The following is a 20,195-nucleotide window of genomic DNA, read 5'->3' on the forward strand; positions in this document are numbered from 1 at the left end:
GATTCGCGCCGTCGTCCGGCTCTTCAGTTTTGCGTTTTAGCGGCATGCCGATAGCGCCGCAGGCTCCAGGCCTGCGGCGCTATTTTTTTTGTGGATCGCGCGGATTCAGGTGCAGTGTCACGCCCGCTCGGGCGCACTCGCCGACGGCATCAGCAGCATCGCCACGACGAGCGAGATGACGCATCCGGCCAGCACTTCCTCGATACGCAGGCGCGCGAGCGGCACGATCGCGAAACCCAGTTGCCCGTAGACGAGCCCGACCAGCATCGTGATGAAGAAGACGCCGCGCGCATAAGCGTGAAGAATGTAATAGGCCCAGCCGAACACCGATAAGGCCGTCGCCGCCACCAGCAGCCAGGGCTCGTGGCCGCAGAGGCCGATGAGCAGCACGCTCGCCGCCGCGCCCGTGAGCGTGCCCGCGATGCGCTTCATCACGCGGGCGCGCGTGCCCTGATGCGAGGTCGTGCCGAGAAACACCACGAAGGTGCTGATGACGGCCCACATCGCGCGATCCGCCGACAACGCGCTGCCCGCCAGCATCGCCAGCAACGCCGCGACGGTCGCGACCAGCGCCGGGCGCCACGCGAGCCGGTGCAGCCGATGTGCGAGCAACTCGCTCAACGGCCGCCGCGAAGGCCGCCCCGTGACGAGCACATCGGCGGCAAGACGCAGCGCCAGTGCAATGCGCGCCTTCGCCGCCGCGACGCTCGCGGGCACGCCGCGCACGAAGGCTGCGCGCGATCGCGACGACGCCGCCTCCACACGCTCGACCGGAATCAACACGCGCCCCACGAACGCGACGACGAGCGTCGCCAGCGCCATGCCGGTCAGCATCTCCGTGAGGCGCGCATCCACGGGATGCAGATACAGGCCGAGGTAAAACGCCACCAGCGTCAGCAACGCCGCGCCCACCGCGCGCGCGCCGAGCGACTGGCACAACATCCCGACGAACACGACGAGCAGCGAGCCCGCGTCGCGCCACATCGGTTGCGCGGCGACCGTGGCGGCGGCCGCGAACGCCGCGCAGGCGCAACCGCACAAGATCAGCAGCGACACCAGCCAGCCGGAAAGCCGCGCCTCGCGCAGAAACAGCGGCGCGATCATCGCGAACAGTGCGGCGGGGACGGCGAGCGTCGCGGTCTGATGGTGCTGGAGCGCCCACGGCACGCCAAGGCTCGCAGTGAGCAGGCTCGCGAGCGTGGAGCGTGCGGCGCCGCGTAGACGCGCGAATTCGGGGTCGTGGAGCAGTGCGCGGTTGACGGCGCGTGAACAGGCGGCGGCGATCATGGTCGACGATATCCGTGCAGGTCGGCATCCGGCTTGTGGCCGTATCCGACGTCCGGGCGTGAAGCCCGGCGATGAGGGGACGCCGGATGCGTCGCCCAACCGGGATCTCCGGTCCTGCGCGCGCACGGCGAGACAGTCCCCGGGCCGCGAGCGCCTGTGTCGAGGGTACGACGTGCGGCGCGCGGCTCGGGTTTTCCCGAATGATATCTGGTCAAAAAAGCGCGGGCGTGTCGATGCTTCCCGATGCCCTGCGCAGAACGTGCAGCACCTGCCGCCTGCACCCCTGCACGCCTGCATCGCCGGATCGAGTTGAATCGCGTGGGCGGCGCGCAAGGTTGCGCCGAGGAACGCGCCCATGCTTTCGCCGCAGTCGCGCGAACCCATTTGCCGCAGCCCCGGCAGCCCGCCTCCTTGCGCGAGATCATCGAGCGAACCGCGCGGCGTTGCTATCTTGATAATTTCCCCGAGACAGCCGTTGTGCTCGCTCCGCCCCGCCTCATGTCCTCGCCCGTCGCGTCTTCTCCCTCGCTTTTGCCTCCCGAGCTGCAACTCGGCGAGCCCGTCACCGACGCCATGCACACCGAATTCGTGCGCCTGCTCGACCTCGCGCACGATGCACCGGACGCGGCGCTCGTCGGCGCGCTCGACGTGTGGATCGCGCACACGCGCGAGCATTTTGCGCAAGAAGAGCGCTGGATGGAGGCGCTCGAATTCGGGCCGCGTCATTGCCACGCGGGCCAGCATCGCCACGCGCTGCACGTCGCCGGCCTCGTGCGCGACGAGATCGCGCAGAACGCGCGCTTCGATCTCGGCCGACGGTTGATCGGCGAATTGCGCGAGTGGTTCGCGTTTCACGTCAAGACCATGGATTCGATGATGATCGGCCACATGCGCGAGACCGGCGTCGCGCCCGTCGTCTGACGCGCGCCGCGCTTTCGTGCCCGCGCTCCGGCGCATCGCTGTTTCCTTTCCGCTCACTCCCTCCGCAGAACAGGTCCATGAATCACGATGTCATCATCGTCGGGGGCGGCCCCGTCGGTCTCTGTCTCGCGCGTGCGCTCAGCGGCCGCGGCCTGCGCATCGCGCTCGTCGAGCAACAGCCGCTCGACGTGATCGCCGCGCCCGCCTTCGACGGCCGCGAAATCGCGCTCACGCAACCCTCCGTGCGCCTGATGCGCGAACTCGGCCTGTGGGAGCGTATCGACGCCGACGCCCGCTCGCCGATGCGCGCCGCGAAAATCTTCAACGGCCTCTCCACGCATGCGCTCGAAATCGGCAGCGACTCGCGCGAGCATGCGGAGCTGGGCTGGCTGGTCGCCAACCAGGTCATCCGCCGGGCGGCTTTCGACGCGTTGCAGGCGAACATCGCCACGCACGGCGATGTCACGGTGATCGCGGGCGAAGCGGTCAGCGCTGTGGACACCGGCGCCGAAGCGGCGCGCGTGACGCTCGACAACGGCACGGTCTTGACGGGCGCGCTGGTCGTGGCCGCCGACAGCCGCTTTTCCGCGACGCGCCGCATGATGGGCATCGCCGCCGATCTGCACGACTTCGGCAAGACCATGCTCGTCTGCCGCATGACGCACGAGCTGCCGCATCGCGAGGCGGCCTGGGAGTGGTTCGGCTACGGCCAGACGCTCGCGCTGCTGCCGATGAACGCGCATGCGCCGAGCGGCGCGCATCAGTCGTCGGTCGTGCTCACGCTGCCCGCGCACGAAATCAGCGCGCTCGCGGCGCTCGATGCTGAAGCGTTCGGCGCGAATCTCGAAAGGCGTTTCGCGCGGCGGCTCGGCGCGATGCAACTGGTCAGCACGCGCCATCTCTATCCGCTGGTTTCGGTCTACGCGGACCGCTTCGCGGCCACGCGTTTTGCCGCGATCGGCGACGCGGCCGTGGGCATGCATCCGGTCACGGCGCACGGCTTCAACTTCGGCCTCGCGAGCGTCGAAACGCTTTGCGAGTGCCTGACGACCGCGCTGCGCGAAGGCGGCGATATCGGCGCGCTGAACGTGTTGCGCCGCTACGAGAGCCGCCATCGACGCGCGACGCGGCCGCTGTTTCTGGCCACGCGCCTGATCACCGAGATCTACACCAACGGCACGCTGCCCGCGCGCCTCGCGCGCAACGTCATGCTGCGCGCGGCCTCGCATCTCGCGCCGTTCCGCAAAGCCGTGGCCGCTTCGCTGACCGGATAATCAGCACATTGGATGACGAAAAATTACCGGCGCTCGCCCACGCGCCGGTTTCAAAAACGGCAAAGGTCCGCCGTCAATAAAAGCAAAACGAAATACGCACGAAATACAATCGAAATATTTCAATAAATTAATAACAGGAATTTTACAATTTATTTCAGCGTCGAATTGATAAATTCGAACCGGATTATCAACGAGTTAATTCAAAGCAACGCGGCCCTCGACGGCCGCGTTGTGCTTTTCACGCTGTAAACCCCTGCCCGCAAGCCGCTCGCCGCCGGCTTTCAATTGCCCGATTCCTGCCGGGCGTCAAACGTCTTCATTACCTGCATCGACTGCAATAATCGCCGAAAAACGCCTGCCGGATATTCGGAATTCTTTATAAAAGTTTCACACTCGAATGATTCAATGCGCCCACTTTGACGGCACCTCAAAGAATCCCGATTGCGATTATTGCAATTAACCCACTGCTTGCTTTCAACCCAATAAGACGAAGCGCCATACTAAAATCCAGGAGCGCGCGAAATGCAACACAGAAAAGCTTTGCTATCCATCTCGTTCGCTGCGGCGGTCGCCACCATCGCGGCCTGCGGCAGCAGCAACAACACGCCGTCCAGTTCGACGACGGCGGCCGTGTCGCCGCAAGACGCGCTCGCGACGAGCACGCCGATCAAGCACCTCGTGGTCATCTTCGGCGAGAACGAGTCCTTCGACCATTACTTCGGCACCTATCCGAACGCGCAGAACCCCGAAGGCGAGCCGACGTTTACGGCAGCCTCGGGCACGCCGACCGTCAACGGTCTCACGACCGCGCTCTTGACGAGCAACCCGACCGTCGCGAACACGAAGAACCCGAGCGGGACCAACATCAATCCGTTCCGCCTCGACCGTTCGCAGGCCGCCACGGAAAGCCAGAACCACAACTACACGCCGGAACAGCTCGCCGCCGACGACGGGAAGATGGATCTGTATCCGCTGAACACCGGCAATAACGCCGTGGGTTCGGCGAACACGTTCGGCGAGCCGGGCCTCGTGATGGGTTATTTCGACGGCAACACCGTGACCGCGCTCTGGAACTACGCGCAGCACTTCGCGATGAGCGACAACGCGTACACGGACACCTACGGTCCGTCGACGCCGGGCGCGATCTCGGTGATCTCGGGCCAGCACAACGGCGCCGTGGTGACGTCGAGCGGCGCGGTCGTCACGGGCAGCGCGACGACGAGCCCGTCGACCGACGTGGTGTACGACCTGCAAGGCGGCTGGACGCTCGTCGGCGACCTCGACCCGACCGGCGACGCCTGCACGGTCGCGGCCGGTTCGAGCACGACGGCGGCGATGTCCTCGAAGAACATCGGCGATCTGCTGAATTCGAGCGGCGTCACGTGGGGCGGCTTCATGGGCGGCTTCAATCTGCAGACCGTGAACGCGAACGGCACGACGGGCTGCAACCGCTCGACGTATTCGTCGGTGCTCGGCGCGAGCGAAAACGACTACGTGCAGCATCACGCGTGGTTCCAGTACTACACGAGCACGCAGAACCTCGCGCATACGCGTCCGTCGTCGGTGGCGGCGATCGGCTACACCGATCCGCTCGACAACACGGCCACGCCGGTGCATCACCAGTACGACGTGAACGACTTCTTCACGGCGGTCAAGGCGGGCAACTTCCCGTCGGTGAGCTTCCTGAAGGCACCGGCGGTCGCCGACGCCCACCCTGGCAACTCCGATCCGCTCGACGAACAGTCGTTCGTGACGAGCGTGGTGAACTTCCTCCAGCAGCAGCCCGACTGGAAGAACACCGCGGTCATCGTGACCTACGACGACTCGGACGGCTGGTACGACCACCAGTACATCGCGCCGACGACCTCCTCGTTCGACTCGACCTCGGCGGAAACGACGGGCCAGACGACCAAGACGGCCGTGACGGGCGCCGACCAGCTCAACGGCGCGGGCGTGTGTAACGCCACGGGCGCGGTGCAAGGCGCGGGCGTGAACGGCGGCGCCGTGAATGGCCGCTGCGGTCCGGGCACGCGCATTCCGTTCCTCGTGATCTCGCCGTACGCCAAGGCGAATTTCGTCGACGGCACCACCGTGGTCACACAGTCCTCGGTCGTGCGCTTCATCGAGGACAACTGGCTCGGCGGCGCGCGCATCGGCCAGGGCTCGAACGACGCGAACGCGGGCAGCATCATGAACCTGTTCAACTTCGCGAGCACGTCGCCGATCGCGCCGCTGTATCTCGACTCGAACAAGGGCACGCAGCTCTCGTCGGCGCCCGCTGCGATCACCGGGCCGTCGCTCTAAGCGTCGCCTCGTCGCATCCAGCGCAACGTTTGACCATCGACGGGCGTCCCGGCTTCCCTGCATCGTTTGACGCAGCGTTGGGACGCTCTTGCGCATCGGTCCGGCCACGGTCGGATCGATGCTTTTTTCCTGGCTTGTTCCTCTTTACAGCGCCCGGCATGCACGCAGGTTCGCCGGGCCTCGCGGGCATCGCTCATCACTCGTCTATGTCAACGCAACCGTACCGTCCGTCCCCTTCCGCCGAGTCCTCCGCGCCCAAGGGGCCGCCCGGCGCCAGCCGGACACGCGGCCGCACGCGCCTGCTGACCGGCTGCGCGGTCGCGCTGTTCGCGCTCGCCGGGCTGGCCGGCTACGCGCTCGCCTATCCCGAACGCATGCCCGCCGCCGTGGGCGACGCGGTGGAAGACCTCACCGGCGCCAATCCGCATCCCGTGCAGCTCGTGTTGCCGCCGCAGGCGCCGCTGAGCGCGGTCGCGAAACTCGGCAAGCAGATTTTTTACGACACGTCGTTGTCCGCGTCGGGCAAGCAGTCGTGCGCGTCGTGTCATAGCGCGACGCGTGGCTACGGTCCGCCGAACGATCTCGACGCCCAACTGGGCGGCCCGAATCTCGATCGCCAGAGCTATCGTCCACCGCCCTCGCTCGCGTATCTGTATCGCCAGGCGCCGTTCAGCATCGGCCCCGATGCCGCCGACGCCGCCGCGCCGCCCGACTTCAACGCGCTCGCCCAGGCCGCCAAGGGCACGCAGCGCGCCGACAAGGTCGCGGGCGCGACGCCCACGACCGTCGCCATGGTGCCGGTGGGCGGCCTGTTCTGGGACGGTCGCGCCGATTCGTATCAGCGCCAGGCGCTCGGGCCGCTGCTCAATCCGACCGAAATGGCGAACCCGGATGCCGCCACGGTCGCCGCGAAGCTCGCGCACGCGTCGTACTCGGACACCTTCCGCAAACTGTTCGGCCCGCGCATCTTCGACAACCCGACCTTGCTGACCGCCGAGGCGATGTTCGCGGTCGGCCGCTTCGAATTCGAGGAACCGGATTTCCACGCGTTCACGAGCAAATACGACGACTGGCTGCAAGGCAAGGCGCGGCTCACGCACGCGGAACTGCGCGGCCTGCGTCTGTTCAACGATTCGAAGAAGGCGAATTGCGCCGGTTGCCACTTGAGCCAGCCGACCTCGGACGGCCTGCCGCCGCTCTTCACCGACACGCAGTACGAAGCGCTCGGCGTGCCGCGCAATCCGCGCCTGGAAGCGAATCGCGATCCGAAATTCTTCGACCTCGGACTGTGCGGGCCGATCCGCCAGGACCTCGCGCAGCAGACGCAGTATTGCGGCATGTTCCTCACGCCGACGCTGCGCAACAGCGCGATTCGTCACGTGTATTTCCACAACGGCGTCTATCACGATCTGAAGCAGGTGATGGACTTCTACAACCTGCGCAATACCGATCCGGGCAAGATCTATCCGCGCGACGCTTCGGGCAAGGTGCAGATGTACAACGACATTCCGAAGGCGTGGCAAGGCAACGTCGATTACGCCGATGCGCCGTTCGACCGCAAGCCGACCGATCAGCCCGCGATGTCCGATCAGGATATCCAGGACATCATCGCGTTCATCAGCACGCTCACGGACGGCTACAAGGCGAAGTGAGCGCGGCTGCCGGTATTGGCACGAGGCGAAAAAAAACGCGCGGAGCGATCCGCGCGTTTTTTGTTTTGTCGACCGGCCAGGCTCGCCGGTGCGTGCGTCCAAAGCGTCAGGCCGATGCGTTCTCGGCGTTCAGCTTCGTGACCGCGCCCGTCGACGCGTCGTAGCGATAGCCCTGTGCTTCGAGCTGGGCGCTGATCGCCTCGACGATGACGCGCTGCTGGAACTCCTTGCGCAGCAACTCGTGATCCGGCTTGAGCTGGCTCAGCTCGCCGGCGAGGCGGCGGCTCAGCGATGCTTCGCCCACGCCGCGTGCGTGGATCAGCATCATCTGCTCGTTGGACTGGATCAGTTGCTGCTTGAGGCCGTTCGCGTAGTCGGCCCACTTCTTGAGGTTGTCGCGCGCTTCGTTGATCGCGGCGGCGTGCGTTTGCGCTTCCTGCGTGAACTGGGCCTTCAGCGTTTCCAGCGCTTCGATGGCCGCCGTGTCCTGCTGCGCTGCTTGCGGCGCTTCCTGCGGCGCCGACGCGGCTGCCTGAGCTTCCTCGGCCTGCGCTTCCTCGGCCTGCGCTTGTGCCTGCGCCTGCAGCGCCTCATGCGCTTCCTGCGCGTCCTTCACCGCCTGCTCGGCCTTCGCGATCGCTTCCGCGTTCGCGGCGGCTTCGGCTGCCGCGTTTTCCGCGAGTTGCGACAGTTCGGCCGCGCGCTCCTGCGCTTCCGTCACGGTCGCCGACAGACGCGCGATCTCGGACGCGCCGGCATCGCGCTCTTCGGTCAGGCTGGCGACCTGCGTCTGCACGTTCTGCAGTTCGCTGGCGGCGGCATCGCGCTCGGCTTGCACGCTGCTGACTTCGTCGCGACGCGCGGCGTGGGCTTCCTGCTCGGCTTGCAGCGCGGCGCGGATCGATTCGAGCTCGCCTTCCAGACGCGCGACGGTTTCCGCATGCGCGGCTTCCAGCGCGGCGCGCTCGGCTTCGTTATCGACTGCGGGTTCGGCTTGTTGTGCGGCTGCCTGTTCGGCTGCGGCTTGCTCTGCTGCTTGTTCCGCCGCGGCCTGTTCCGCCGCTGCCTGCTCGGCGGCTTGTTCCGCTGCCGCCTGCTCTGCAGCGGCCTGTTCGGCAGCCGCCTGCTCCGCCGCGATCTGATCCGCAGCGGCCTTTTCCGCAGCCGCGTGTTCCGCCGCCGCTTGCGCCGCGGCCTGCTCGGCTGCCGCGCGTTCCGCTGCCGCCGCCTGCTCCGCCACGATCTGCTGCGCGGCGGCCGTCGCTGCCGCGGCGATTTCGGTCTGGCGGACCACTTCGGCCTCGGCGGCTTCACGCGCCGCGCGCTCGGCCGCGAATTCCGACGCGGCCTGCTCGAGTTCCGCTTCGAGCAGGTTGACGCGCTCGGTCAGTTCCTGCACGCGCTTTTCGGCGGCGTCGGTGCGCTGCACGGCCAGTGCGATGTCCTCGTCCAGTCCGCTGCCGGCGTCGACCTTCGCTTCGTAGGCGCTCGTCATGCGGTCCAGCTGAACTTGCAGCGAATCCAGTTCCTGGACGGTGTTCTGCAACTCGGCGAGCGCGTCGTCGCGCTCGTTGCACGCGTCTTCGACGCGCTCGCGCATCGACGCCAGACGGCGCGTCACGGCGCGCTCGGCCTCGTCCTGCGCCGACGTCCACAGACGGTCGAGCGCGTCGCGCATCGTTTCGGTGACGGCGTCGGGCAAGGCCGGGCGCTCGGAAACCTGCGGCACGCGCGGCGCACGCGCCTCGCGCCACTTGCGCAGCGACGCGGCGACGGAGACCACGGAGCCGGTATGGACTTCCGACCAGATGGCCACGGGCGACACCGTCTGGCCGTCTTCGGCCATCCGGTCCGCGATTTCAGCGACGAGTTCGTCGGTGATCGCAATACTGCTGCTAGACATATCCGCCTCGATAACGCTAAGAAAATTGACGATCGACGCAACCGCAGGTCGATCGGTGGTGAGCATAGCCCCCGCAATATGAAAATTGTCGGGTCTCGGCCCCAAAGTTAATTGGCGGAAAAGCCGGGGGAACGGGGACGTATTCGCGCAATTGGATGTCGTCGCCGAATAGTGCGGGTCGAATTTTATAAAGCGATGCCGCGTTCTTCAAGACGTAATCTGGACGCGCTTGACCTGCGCTCGACCTGTGCTCCAGGCGCATTTGTCTGGTGAATCGCCGACAAAAACGCCATTCGCCGCCTGCCGGGCTCGCTATGATGAACAATCATCGCACGCGCCTCACCATGAACACCGCCCTCGCCCGCAAACGCCACGGGAATCGCCGGCAGGCGCCGCGTCTGCCGGGCGCCGTCGGCACCATCGCCATCGCGCAGCTTTTCGGCACCTCGCTCTGGTTCAGCGCCAACAGCACCGCCGGCGATCTCATGCGCATCTGGCATGCCACGGCCGCCGATATCGGCTGGCTCACGAACGCGGTGCAGATCGGCTTCATTCTCGCCACGTTGACGATCTCGTCGACGGGTGCCGCCGACCGATACGCCGCCAGCCGCATTTTCGTGCTGAGCTCGGTGACGGGCGCAGGCTTCAATCTCGCCTTCGCGTGGCTCGCGGGCGGTCTCATCAGCGGCGCGGCGCTGCGCTTCTGCGTGGGCGTGACTCTCGCCGGGATCTATCCGATGGGCATGAAGCTGATCGTGAGCTGGGCGCCCGAGAAAACCGGCCAGGCGCTCGCACAGCTCGTCGCCATGTTGACGCTCGGCACGGCGCTGCCGCACGCGATGCGCTTCGCCGGAGCGGGCTTTCCCTGGCAACTCGTGATCACGGCGTCGTCGGCGCTCGCGCTGGTCGGCGCCGTGCTTGTCGGCTCGCTCGGCGACGGGCCCTACACGCGCGCCCGCACGCAGCCGGATCGTGCCGATGACGATGCGCACCGCGCGCCCATCGCCGCGAGCGCGTGGTCGATGTTCCGGATTCGCGCGTTTCGCGCGGCGACGTTCGGCTATTTCGGCCACATGTGGGAGCTGTACGCGTTCTGGACGACGGTGCCGCTGCTGGTTTCGCGCACCGCGCTCGCGGCCACGTTTCCGCGCCTCGGCGTCTCGGGCGTGGCGTTCTGCATCATCGGCATCGGGGCGCTCGGCACCTGGATCGGCGGATCGTTGTCGCGCCGCGCGGGCAGCGCAAAGGTCGCGCTGGGCGCGCTGGCGATGTCGGGTGCGTGCGCGTTGACGTTCTCGCTCGCCTGGCGCCATCTGCCGCCCGTGGCGCTCGGCGCGCTGCTGCTCGCGTGGGGCGCGACGGTGATCGCCGATTCGCCGCAGTTCTCGGCGCTCGCCGCGAAAGCGTGCCCGCCGGGCGCGGTCGGCGGCGCGCTGGCGATCTCGAATTCGATCGGCTTCGCGATCACGGTCGTGTCGATCGCGGCCACGACCGCGCTGTTCGGCCAGATCGGACTCGACGCGACGTGGCTGCTCGTGCCCGGCCCGCTGCTCGGACTCATCGCTTATGCGGCGACGATGCGCGGCGGACGAGGTTGAGTGTGGGCGGCCTATCCCGGGCACACTGCTAAGCATGCCCAATCAAATAGCGCGATTGAAATCCACCCACATGCCAGGCTCGATCTGCGTTTGCGCCACGCCGGAAAATCGCGCACGTGCCTGGCCGGAGACTCCTGCCGCGCCGCTGCATCGACATTCAGCGCGCCATGCTTTCTGCTTATCCGGTCATCGATTGTCATAATCGCGCCGCCGAACCCGCGCCATCGAATCGAAAAAAATGCTAAGAACACGGTTCCTGAATTCGCGGCGGCCTGTTCGCCGTGCCGACCTCCGGCACGCGAGTGCCCACCGTTTCTCTCCATGAACGCCATGTCCTTAACTCTGCTTTCCCGTCGCGCGGCCGCGTTCGCCGTTGCGCTCCTCCTGCTCGCGGGGCTGGCGCTGCTGCGCGCGGCGCCCGCCTTCGCCGATCCCGGCACGACATTGGCCGTGGTCGCGCCCGTGCAAAGCTGCGAGGCGCTCGCCCAGACGAAGCTCGATGTCGCCGTCGGCGCCGCCGTGGCCATCGAAACGAAACGCGTGAACACCGCGCAAGGCGAGTTCTGCGAAGTGAGCGGCACGATCGCGCCGTCGATCGGCTTCAAGCTCGACCTGCCGACGCAAAAGTGGACGCAACGCTATCTGCAAGCCGGTTGCGGCGGGCTCTGCGGCCAGATCAACGCGAGCATCGGCAACGCGGGCGATTGCCGTCCCGCGCTCGACGGAGAATTCGCCGTCGCCGCCACCGACATGGGCCACACGGGCCGCATGGGTGCGCCCGACGAAGGCGCGTTCGCGGCCGATCCGCAAAAGCGCATCGATTTCGCTTATCGCGCGAATCACTTGACCGCGCTCGCCTCGAAAGCGCTGATGCGCGCGTTCTACGGCGTCGCGCCGCGCTACGCGTATTTCTCCGGCTGCTCGGACGGCGGCCGCGAAGCGCTGATGGAAGCGCAGCGCTATCCCGAGGACTTCGACGGCATTTCGGCGGGCGCGCCCGCGATGCTGTTCCAGATCCAGAACTCGTTCTTCCACGCGTGGACCGTAGCCGCCAATCGCGACAGCAACGGCAAGCCGATCCTGCTCGCGCCGAAGCTGCGCGTGCTGCACGATGCGGTGATCGCACATTGCGACACGCTCGACGGCGTCAAGGACGGCCTGCTCAGCGATCCGCGCGCGTGTCGCGTGCAGCCAGGCTGGGTTGCGTGCAAGACCGGTGCGGCCGATACGGCGCACTGCCTCACGCCCGCCGAATGGTCGGTGGCGCAGAAAATCTACACGGGCCCGACCGACGCCGCCGGTCATCGCTTCCTGCCGGGCGGCCTCGAACCTGGCTCGGAACTGATGTGGGGCTCGTTCGTGCCGCGCGACGCCAACTCGCGCGTGATGTCCGAATCGCTGTTCGCGAGCATGGTGCCGGTGGTCAATCTCGCGCCGTCGCAGGCCGAATCGAGCGCGACGACGTTCCCGTTCACGACCGCCCAATTCGCGCGCATGCAGGAACTGCATCCGCTCAACGACGCGACCAATCCCGATCTGCACGCGTTCTCCGCGCGCGGCGGCAAGCTCATCATGTGGCACGGCTGGGCCGACTTCTCGATCGCGCCGATGATCTCCATCGCCTACTATCGCGCCGTGCAGGCCGAGCTGGGCGTGGCCGCGACCGACCGTTTCCTGCGCCTCTTCATGATCCCGGGCGTAGGCCACTGCGGCGGCGGCGACGGCTTCGCGCAAGTCGATACGCTGAGCCCGCTGATGGCGTGGGTCGAGCGCGGCACCGCGCCCGCGAGCCTGCACGCGGATCGTATCGCCGCGAGCGCGGGCGGCTTCGGGCCGCCGCCGGGGGCTTCGGGTGCTTCCGCTGCCTCGGGGGCTTCGGCCACTAGCACCGCACATGGCGCACCGCAGACGGACGGCCCGCAAGGCGGCAGCGACGGACGCGGCGGCGGCATGGGCGCGCACGCGGCCCTGCCTCCCGTGGCGATCCCGAATCAGCCGGCGCTCGCGAGCCGTCCGATCTATCCGTTCCCGCAGATCGCGCACTATCTCGGCAAGGGCGACCCGAAACTCGCGTCGAGCTACGGTCGCGCGGCGAGCCCCGTGAAGGAGCCCGCTTCGATCGACTGGTACGGCGCGTTCATGCTGCGTCCGGGCTTCCAGAAGCAGTACGTCGTGCGCGACGATACGCTTTTCCCGCTGCCGCAATCCAGACCCTGACGGTACGCGACGTGCGCGGTTTTCAGGCCGCGTGCACGTCGCTTGCACGTCGCTCGCACGCCGCGTACTCGTCGCGTGACATCACTCATCCTCAACCGGAATCCGAAACCATGACGCAACCCGCTTCTTCCGCGCCCACGTGGCGTGCCGATCCGCTCGCCTGGGGCCACGGCCCGCGCGTGTTCGAAGTCTTTCTCGAACCGACCTGCCCGTACTCGGTGCGCGCGTTCGGCAAGCTCGACGCCCTGCTCGACACCGCGGGCGCCGACAAGATCACGATCAAGATCCGCCTGCAATCGCAGCCGTGGCATATGTATTCGGGCGTGATCGTGCGCTGCATTCTGGCGGCGTCGACGCTGCCGGGCGGCAAGGAAAGCGCGAAAGCGGTGATGGCCGCGGCGGCTGCGCATCGCGAGGAATTCGAATTCGAACGCCATTGCGGCGGCCCCAACATGGACGCGACGCCCAACGACATCATCGCGCGCCTCGAACGCTATAGCGGCCTCGCGCTGCGCGAGGCGTTCGCGATTCCCGGCCTCGACACCGAAGTGAAATGGCACGCGAAATACGCGCGTCAAAATGGCATCCACGTTTCGCCGACCTTCATGATCGACGGGCTGGTCGATCCGAAGATCAGCAGCGGCGATGAGGTCGCTGCGTGGGCCGAGCGCCTGCGTTAAAGCGCTGGTTTTAGCGCTAACGCATCAAGAAGAAAACCGGACGCACTGCAAGCTCTTGCCGTGCGTTCGGTCAACGTGTTTTTCGCGTGGGATCTGACTGGGCAACGCACGGCGCGATTGGCCGTTAGTTGCGAATGTGACGTCAAAAAAACGGCGATCGACTCACATCGACCGCCGCTTTCCACGCGTTACGGCGTACCGAGACGCGCGAGCTTCAGGAAGCGGTAATAAACCGTTTCGGCGTTGTACACCGCGATCACGAGACCCGCGCGGCCATCGAGAAAGCCGCGCCGCAGCACATAGGTGCGAATGAACGCCCACAGGCCGCGCCCGAGCGCCTTGCTCACACTGCTGCGTTTCGCCGACGCGCGCCGCTGCTCGGCGCCCAGCGTCGAATACAGATCCATCTTGCGCAGCACGCTTTCGACATCGTCGTACGAGTAATGCATCAGCTTGCCCGTGAGACGGCGAGACGGTGCGTCGTACACCACGCGCTCGTGCACGAGGTCAGTCGAAAAACGCGCCACGTCGCGCGGAAACAGACGCGGAATCCAGTCCGGATACCAACCCGAGTGATAGATCCACTGACCGCAGAAACTCGACAGCCGATCGACCGCATACACGACCTGATCGGGTTGCGCGATCGCCTCGCGAATCGATTGCGCGAGTTCGGGCGTGACGACTTCGTCGGCGTCGATGGACAGAATCCACGGCGTCGACAAGGCATCGATCGCGCGATTCTTCTGCGCGCCGAAACCAGGCCAATCCGCTTCGATTACGCGTGCGCCGTGCTGGCGGGCGATCTCCAGGGTGTCGTCGGTGCTGCCGCTGTCGATCACGACGATTTCGTCGGCGAAGCGCACGGATTGCAGGCACTCCGCCAGATGCTTTCCGGCGTTCAGGGTGATGATCGCTACGCCTAGCTGCGATGCTTTCAAGTTATCCTCAACATCCTGCGTGACTGCCATATCGGAGGATGCGCGCGCGACGCACCGGCCACGGCAACGCGGCGGTCCGTCATGCGCGCTTCAGGCTTCGGGTCGATCAGGCGAACGTGCTCGCGTGCGGCACGACGATCGCGCCGTGCGGGCCGCCACCGCCACCGGGGCCGCCGCCGAATCCACCACCGCCACCGCCGCCGGGACCACCACCCGGACCCCACGCACCCGGACCACAGAACGGCCACAGGCAGCAACCGCCCAGCGCGGCCGCCACTGCAATTGCGCTTGCCAGCGCCAGCAACTTCTTCATGAAAACTCTCTTCTTCAGGCAACGAAATAAAGCAACAAGCTGGCCGGTATGCTTGCAGAATTCAATCGCAGCTTGTTTACGCTGTGTTACGCGTTCTTTCCGCGCCTGACTCCGATAATTCGCAATACGTAGAAAGTATTGGTAAGGATTCTCCCGAATGCGGACGAGGTCGTGCGCCGTGCCCGCATGAGCGGCACGGCACACCTGAAAATCCGGCGCTCAGATCTCAATCAATCGATCAGCATACCGAACTAATTACCTGGCATTAGCGTGAGCATTGCGCACGCCGCGTCCCAATCCTCCGTTACACGAAACGCGCTTCGTCGAGATCGGCGATCAGCGTCGGGCCAACCGGCTGCCAGCCCAGCCGCGCGCGCGTGAGTGCGCTCGACGCCGGCATGTCCATGCCGACGAACATCGCCATCCAGCCGAAATGCGCCGCCGCTTCGGCGGGCGCAATCGACGCCGTGGGCAATCCGAGCGCGCGCGAAAGCGACTCGGCGATCGCGCGGCTCGACACGCCCTCTTCGCCGACGGCGTGATAGCGCGCGCCCGGCGCGCCTTTTTCGAGCGCGAGGCGATAGAGCCGCACCACGTCCGACAGATGACCGGCCGGCCAGCGGTTCTGGCCGTCGCCCACCCAGGCGCACATGCCCTTCTCGCGCGCCACCGCGACGAGCGGCGTAATGAGCCCTTGCCGGTACGGGTTGTGAACCTGCGGCAGACGCAGCACGCGCACGTCGAGCCCCGCATCGAGCAGTTCCTGGCCCGTCAGTTCGGAAGCGATGCGCGGATTCGCATGGGTCGCGTTGAACACGTCCTCGCTGGCCGGCTCGCCGTGCTGACCGCTGCCGACGCCCGTGCCCGACGTGATGATGAGCGGACGGTTCGAGCCCGCGAGCGCCGACCCGAGCGCGCGGATCGCGAGGCGATCCTTTTCGCAGTTCTCGACGAAACGCGAGAAATCGTGATCGAACGCCGTGTGGATCACCGCGTCCGCTTGCGCCGCGCCGTGGCGCAGGCTGTCGAGATCTTCGAGCGTGCCGCGATGCACCTGCGCGCCCGCCTGTTCGAGCGCCTGCGCACCCGCATCGGAACGCGTCATGCCGAGCACTGCGTGGCCCGCGTCGATGAGTTCGCGCACGAGCGCCGAGCCGATAAAGCCGGTCGCGCCGGTCAGAAAAATACGCATGTTGCTACTCCTGGGTCGTGGAACGCGTACTATCTGCCGTTTATCTATACCGTTAAAGTAGTGAGATCATCATATTAAGATGATTAACAGGATAGCGAGGATCGCTGCGAACATGCCTCCCCACGTTGCCTCGGTCGCCTCGCTCGGCGACTTTCTCAAGCGCTGCCGCACGCGGCTCGATCCCGCCAGCTTCGGCTTCAGCGGCCGCCGCCGCACGCCCGGCCTGCGCCGCGAGGAAGTCGCGCAGCGCGCGCATATCAGCCCGACCTGGTACACCTGGCTCGAACAGGGGCGCGGCGGCGCGCCTTCGCCCGAAGTGCTCGATCGCATCGCGGGCGCGCTGATGCTCACCGAACCTGAACGCGAGCACCTTTTCATGCTCGGTCTCGGACGGCCGCCGGAAGTGCGCTACCGGCCCGTCGAGGGTGTGAATCCGCGTCTGCAACGGCTGCTCGATTCGCTGCAATACAGCCCGGCCATCATCAAGACGGCGACCTGGGACGTGGTGGCGTGGAACCGCGCCGCCGCCATCGTGCTGACCGATTACAGCAAGTTGCCGCCCGGCCAGCGCAATATCCTGCGCTTTCTGTTCTGCAATCCCGACGTGCGCGCCAAGCAGCACGACTGGGAGGCGGTCGCGCGCTTCGTGGTCGGCGCGTTCCGGGCCGATGTCGCGCGCGCCGGGCTCGTCTCCGCCGTAGGCGAACTGGTCGATGAACTGTGCAGCCTGAGCCCCGAATTCGATGCGCTCTGGCGCAGCCATGAAGTACACGATCAAAGCGAGGCGCACGGCGTGAAGCGCCTGCATCATCCGACGCTCGGTCTCGTGGAGATGGAGCAGTCGGCGTTTGCCGTCGACGGCCGCCCGGATCTGCACATGCTGGTCTACAACCCGCTCGGCGCGGAGACGAACGCGCGCATCCGGGTGCTGATCGAAGCGGCGGCTTCGGCGGAATCTTCGCCCGATTCCTCGACCGAGACATCGACCGCGCCATCCACCAGCGATGACGCGACACACATGACGGCGGAGCCCGGCGTGCGATAAGCTAGGCCTATGGATATCCGCCAACTCAAGTATTTCGTCGCGATCGTCGATTGCGGCAGTCTCTCCAAGGCGGCCGAGCGGCTGTGCGTGGCGCAGCCGTCGCTGAGCCAGCAGGTCGCGAACCTCGAAGGCGAACTCAAGAGCCAGTTGCTGCTGCGCAGCCATCAGGGCGTGCAGCCGACCGAGGCGGGCCGCGCGCTCTATCTGCGCGCGCGCGACGTGTTGCGCCAGGTCGAGGAAATCCCGCTCGCCGTGCAGGTAAAAGGCACCGAATCGGGCCAGGTCGCCATCGGCCTGCCGACCAGCGTGGCCGTGGTGTTCGCGCTGCCGCTCTATGAGTACGTGCGGCGCCACTACCCGGGCATCCGGCTGCATATCGTCGAGGGCATGAGCGGCTATCTTGCCGAGCTGATGGCGAACGGCCGCCTCGACATGGCGATCCTGTTTCGCGAAGCCGAAACGCGCGGTATCGCCGTGCAGCCGCTGTTCGAAGAAAACCTGTACGTGTTCGGCGAAATCGACGGCATCGGCGCGGGCGCGGACGTGCCGCTGCGGCGTCTCGCCGACGTGCCGCTCGTGCTGCCGAGCGCCGCGAACGGCCTGCGTCTGCTGATCGAGCGCGCCTTCGCGCGCGAAGGCATCGAGCCGAAAGTGGTCGCCGACATCGACTCGCTGCCGACCATGCTCGCGATCGCGCGCCAGGGCGGCGGCGTCACCCTGGTCTCGTCCGACGCATTCGGCCGCAGCGCCGATCAGCACCTGATCCACCGCCTCGTCGAACCCGAAATCTCGCGCGCCGTGGCGTTGTGCGTGCCCAATGCGCTGCCGACCAGCGCCGCCTCGCTGGCGATCCAGAAAACGGTCGAGCAGCTCGTCGCCGAACTCGTGGAAAGCGGCGTCTGGGCGGGCGTGCTGCCGGGCCGATCCGCGCCCCGTTCGCGCCGCTGAACCGCGCGCTGACAGAGCCGCTATAGGCTGGACCTATACCCGATAGCCGTAATCGGTATTTCACGACGCGCGCGCCGGCGGTTAGATTGTCTCCTTCGATTCGATAGAAAACGTCCGTGAGGCGTTCGAAGGAGACGCATGTACACCCAGATATTCGATCCGGTCGCGCATTCCGTCGCGGCTTCCGCCGCGTTCGCGGCCCTCCCGCTCCTGACCCTGTTCGTGCTGCTCGGCGTGCTGCGCCTGCCCGCGCGCTGGGCCGCGCTCGCCTCGCTGATCGTTTCGATGATCGTGGCCGCGTTCGTCTACGGCATGCCCGGCGGCCAGGTCGTGAGCGGCGCGCTCGAAGGCGCGGCCATCGGTTTCTTCCCGATCATCTGGATCGGCATCAACGCGATCTGGCTGTTCAAGCTCACCCAGGCGAGCGGCCACGCCGACGTGCTGCGCCGCGCACTCGCCCATGTGAGCCCCGATCAGCGCGTGCAGGCCGTGCTGATCGCGTTCTGCTTCGGCGCGCTGCTCGAAGCACTCGCGGGCGGCGGCGCGCCGGTCGCGATCTGCGCCGTGCTGCTGATCTCGCTCGGCGTGGAGCCGATCAAGGCCGCGACCGTCTGCCTGCTCGCCGACACCAGCCCGGTCGCGTTCGGCGCGCTCGGCCTGCCGATCACCGTGCTCGCCAAGATCACGCGCCTGCCGGTGCACGACATCAGCGTGATGGTCGGACGCCAGGCGCCGCTGCTTTCGCTGTTCATTCCGCTCATGCTCGTGTTCATTCTCGACGGCCGGCGCGGACTCAAGGAAGTCTGGCCACTCGCCGCAGTCGCCGGTTTTGCTTTCGCGTTCGCGCAGTTCGCGGGCTCGATGGCGCTGCCAGTCGAACTCGTCGATATCGTCGCGGCGCTGTTCTGCGCGGGCGCATCGATCGCGTTTCTGCGTCTGTGGTCGCCGGCGGTGCTGCGCAGCGATCTCGCCGCGGCCGGTGGCGGCGCGCAACCCGCGCATGAAGCGCGCGACGCACGTGGCGCGGGCCTGCAAGGCGGCGCGCTCGCCATGCCGATGACGGGCGGCGGCGCGTCGTTCGAATCCGCCGCGCAACACACGACGCAAGGACATACGCAACGTCACGCTTTCGCCGACACCCCGCGCGACTCCACCGCCGAAGTGCTGCGCGCGCTCGCGCCCTACGCCGCCGTGATTCTCGTCGTCGCCGCCACGCAGATCGGTTTCGTGGCACACGCGATGGGCGCGCTGACCTCGGCGTTCGCGTGGCCCGGCCTGCATGTCGTCGATCCGAAAGGCGCGGCCGTGTCCGCCGTCAACGCGAAATTCGAATGGCTGCTGTCCGCCGGCTCGATCGTGCTGATCGCGGGCGCGCTCTCGGTGCCGCTGCTCAAGCTCGACGTGCGCACCGCCGCCCGCGCGTATGTGAAGAATCTGCACGAACTGCGCTGGGCCGTGTTCACGGTCTGCTGCGTCGTGGGCGTCGCGTACATCATGAATCTCTCCGGGCAGATCGTGACGCTCGGCATCTGGGCCGCGCGCGCCGGCACCGCCTTCGCGCCGGTTTCGCCGGTGCTCGGCTGGTTCGCGACCGCGCTCACGGGCTCCGACACCTCGGCCAACGCGCTGTTCGGCATGCTCCAGTTGACGACCGCGCATCACACCGGCCTCTCCGACATTCTGCTCACCGCCGCGAACACCTCGGGCGGCGTGGTCGGCAAGGCGATCTCGCCGCAGAACCTCGCCGTGGGCGCGGTCGCGGTGGGCCTCGTCGGCCGCGAGGGCATGCTGTTTCGCCGCGTCGCGGGCTGGACCGTGCTGATGATCGCGGCGCTGAGCCTGCTCGTCTGGGCGCAGTCCACGCCGCTGCTCGGCTGGATGGTGCCGTAACGCACGTTGTCGCAAGTCATTTTCACGCTGTAT

15 protein-coding genes are annotated in these 20,195 nt (G+C 66.8%); 10 read left to right on the top strand and 5 right to left on the bottom strand.

Annotated features, from left to right (window positions below):
• Positions 1-117: 117 nt before the first annotated feature.
• Positions 118-1,287: an FUSC family protein gene (locus tag BMY06_RS11100; RefSeq protein WP_074983102.1), complete on the bottom strand. Its 1,170-nt coding sequence runs from the start codon at positions 1,285-1,287 to the stop codon at positions 118-120.
• A 498-nt stretch (positions 1,288-1,785) separates the two neighbouring features.
• Here BMY06_RS11100 and BMY06_RS11105 point away from each other — a divergent pair, with 498 nt between their 5' ends.
• From BMY06_RS11105 to BMY06_RS11120, 4 genes are all read left to right on the top strand, one after another.
• Positions 1,786-2,208 (top strand): hemerythrin domain-containing protein, encoded by a 423-nt coding sequence (locus BMY06_RS11105; RefSeq protein ID WP_065064081.1) that lies wholly within the window; start codon positions 1,786-1,788, stop codon positions 2,206-2,208.
• Between the two features lie 77 nt (positions 2,209-2,285).
• Positions 2,286-3,482 (top strand): 5-demethoxyubiquinol-8 5-hydroxylase UbiM, encoded by a 1,197-nt coding sequence (gene ubiM / locus BMY06_RS11110; RefSeq protein ID WP_074983104.1) that lies wholly within the window; start codon positions 2,286-2,288, stop codon positions 3,480-3,482.
• A 522-nt stretch (positions 3,483-4,004) separates the two neighbouring features.
• The gene (locus BMY06_RS11115) at positions 4,005-5,786 is read left to right on the top strand and encodes a phospholipase C (RefSeq protein WP_074983106.1); all 1,782 of its coding nucleotides are present in this window, start codon (positions 4,005-4,007) and stop codon (positions 5,784-5,786) included.
• A 206-nt stretch (positions 5,787-5,992) separates the two neighbouring features.
• The gene (locus BMY06_RS11120; RefSeq protein ID WP_074983108.1) at positions 5,993-7,438 is read left to right on the top strand and encodes a cytochrome-c peroxidase; all 1,446 of its coding nucleotides are present in this window, start codon (positions 5,993-5,995) and stop codon (positions 7,436-7,438) included.
• Positions 7,439-7,544: 106 nt separating this feature from the next.
• Here BMY06_RS11120 and BMY06_RS11125 read toward each other — a convergent pair whose 3' ends face one another.
• The gene (locus BMY06_RS11125) at positions 7,545-9,341 is read right to left on the bottom strand and encodes a DNA-binding protein (RefSeq protein ID WP_074983110.1); all 1,797 of its coding nucleotides are present in this window, start codon (positions 9,339-9,341) and stop codon (positions 7,545-7,547) included.
• Positions 9,342-9,685: 344 nt separating this feature from the next.
• Here BMY06_RS11125 and BMY06_RS11130 point away from each other — a divergent pair, with 344 nt between their 5' ends.
• The 3 genes from BMY06_RS11130 (at position 9,686) to BMY06_RS11140 (ending at position 13,836) form a co-directional block, all read left to right on the top strand.
• Positions 9,686-10,939: an MFS transporter gene (locus tag BMY06_RS11130; RefSeq protein ID WP_074983365.1), complete on the top strand. Its 1,254-nt coding sequence runs from the start codon at positions 9,686-9,688 to the stop codon at positions 10,937-10,939.
• Positions 10,940-11,269: 330 nt separating this feature from the next.
• Positions 11,270-13,156, top strand: coding sequence for a tannase/feruloyl esterase family alpha/beta hydrolase (locus BMY06_RS11135; protein WP_161495540.1), 1,887 nt, complete (start codon positions 11,270-11,272; stop codon positions 13,154-13,156).
• 110 nt (positions 13,157-13,266) lie between these two features.
• A complete protein-coding gene (locus BMY06_RS11140; protein ID WP_074983113.1) occupies positions 13,267-13,836 on the top strand; it encodes a DsbA family protein in 570 nt (189 codons plus the stop codon).
• Between the two features lie 188 nt (positions 13,837-14,024).
• Here BMY06_RS11140 and BMY06_RS11145 read toward each other — a convergent pair whose 3' ends face one another.
• The 3 genes from BMY06_RS11145 to BMY06_RS11155 form a co-directional block, all read right to left on the bottom strand.
• A complete protein-coding gene (locus BMY06_RS11145) occupies positions 14,025-14,774 on the bottom strand; it encodes a glycosyltransferase family 2 protein (protein ID WP_065064233.1) in 750 nt (249 codons plus the stop codon).
• Positions 14,775-14,880: 106 nt separating this feature from the next.
• Positions 14,881-15,087 carry a hypothetical protein gene (locus tag BMY06_RS11150; RefSeq protein ID WP_065064067.1) on the bottom strand — a complete coding sequence of 69 codons (207 nt, stop codon included), beginning with the start codon at positions 15,085-15,087 and terminating at the stop codon, positions 14,881-14,883.
• 304 nt (positions 15,088-15,391) lie between these two features.
• On the bottom strand, positions 15,392-16,279 hold the full coding sequence (locus BMY06_RS11155) for an SDR family oxidoreductase (RefSeq protein ID WP_074983115.1): 888 nt from the start codon (positions 16,277-16,279) through the stop codon (positions 15,392-15,394).
• A gap of 112 nt (positions 16,280-16,391) precedes the next feature.
• Between BMY06_RS11155 and BMY06_RS11160 the strand changes: the two genes are divergently transcribed.
• The 3 genes from BMY06_RS11160 to BMY06_RS11170 all read left to right on the top strand — a co-directional run bounded on the left by BMY06_RS11160 (position 16,392) and on the right by BMY06_RS11170 (position 20,162).
• Positions 16,392-17,324: a helix-turn-helix transcriptional regulator gene (locus tag BMY06_RS11160; RefSeq protein ID WP_074983117.1), complete on the top strand. Its 933-nt coding sequence runs from the start codon at positions 16,392-16,394 to the stop codon at positions 17,322-17,324.
• A 9-nt stretch (positions 17,325-17,333) separates the two neighbouring features.
• Complete coding sequence (locus tag BMY06_RS11165; RefSeq protein WP_074983119.1) at positions 17,334-18,272, top strand: LysR substrate-binding domain-containing protein; 939 nt, start codon at positions 17,334-17,336, stop codon at positions 18,270-18,272.
• Between the two features lie 138 nt (positions 18,273-18,410).
• Complete coding sequence (locus BMY06_RS11170; protein ID WP_074983121.1) at positions 18,411-20,162, top strand: L-lactate permease; 1,752 nt, start codon at positions 18,411-18,413, stop codon at positions 20,160-20,162.
• Positions 20,163-20,195 lie beyond the last annotated feature (33 nt).

The sequence above is a fragment of the Paraburkholderia tropica genome (assembly GCF_900109265.1).
In the GTDB taxonomy this organism is placed as follows: domain Bacteria; phylum Pseudomonadota; class Gammaproteobacteria; order Burkholderiales; family Burkholderiaceae; genus Paraburkholderia; species Paraburkholderia tropica.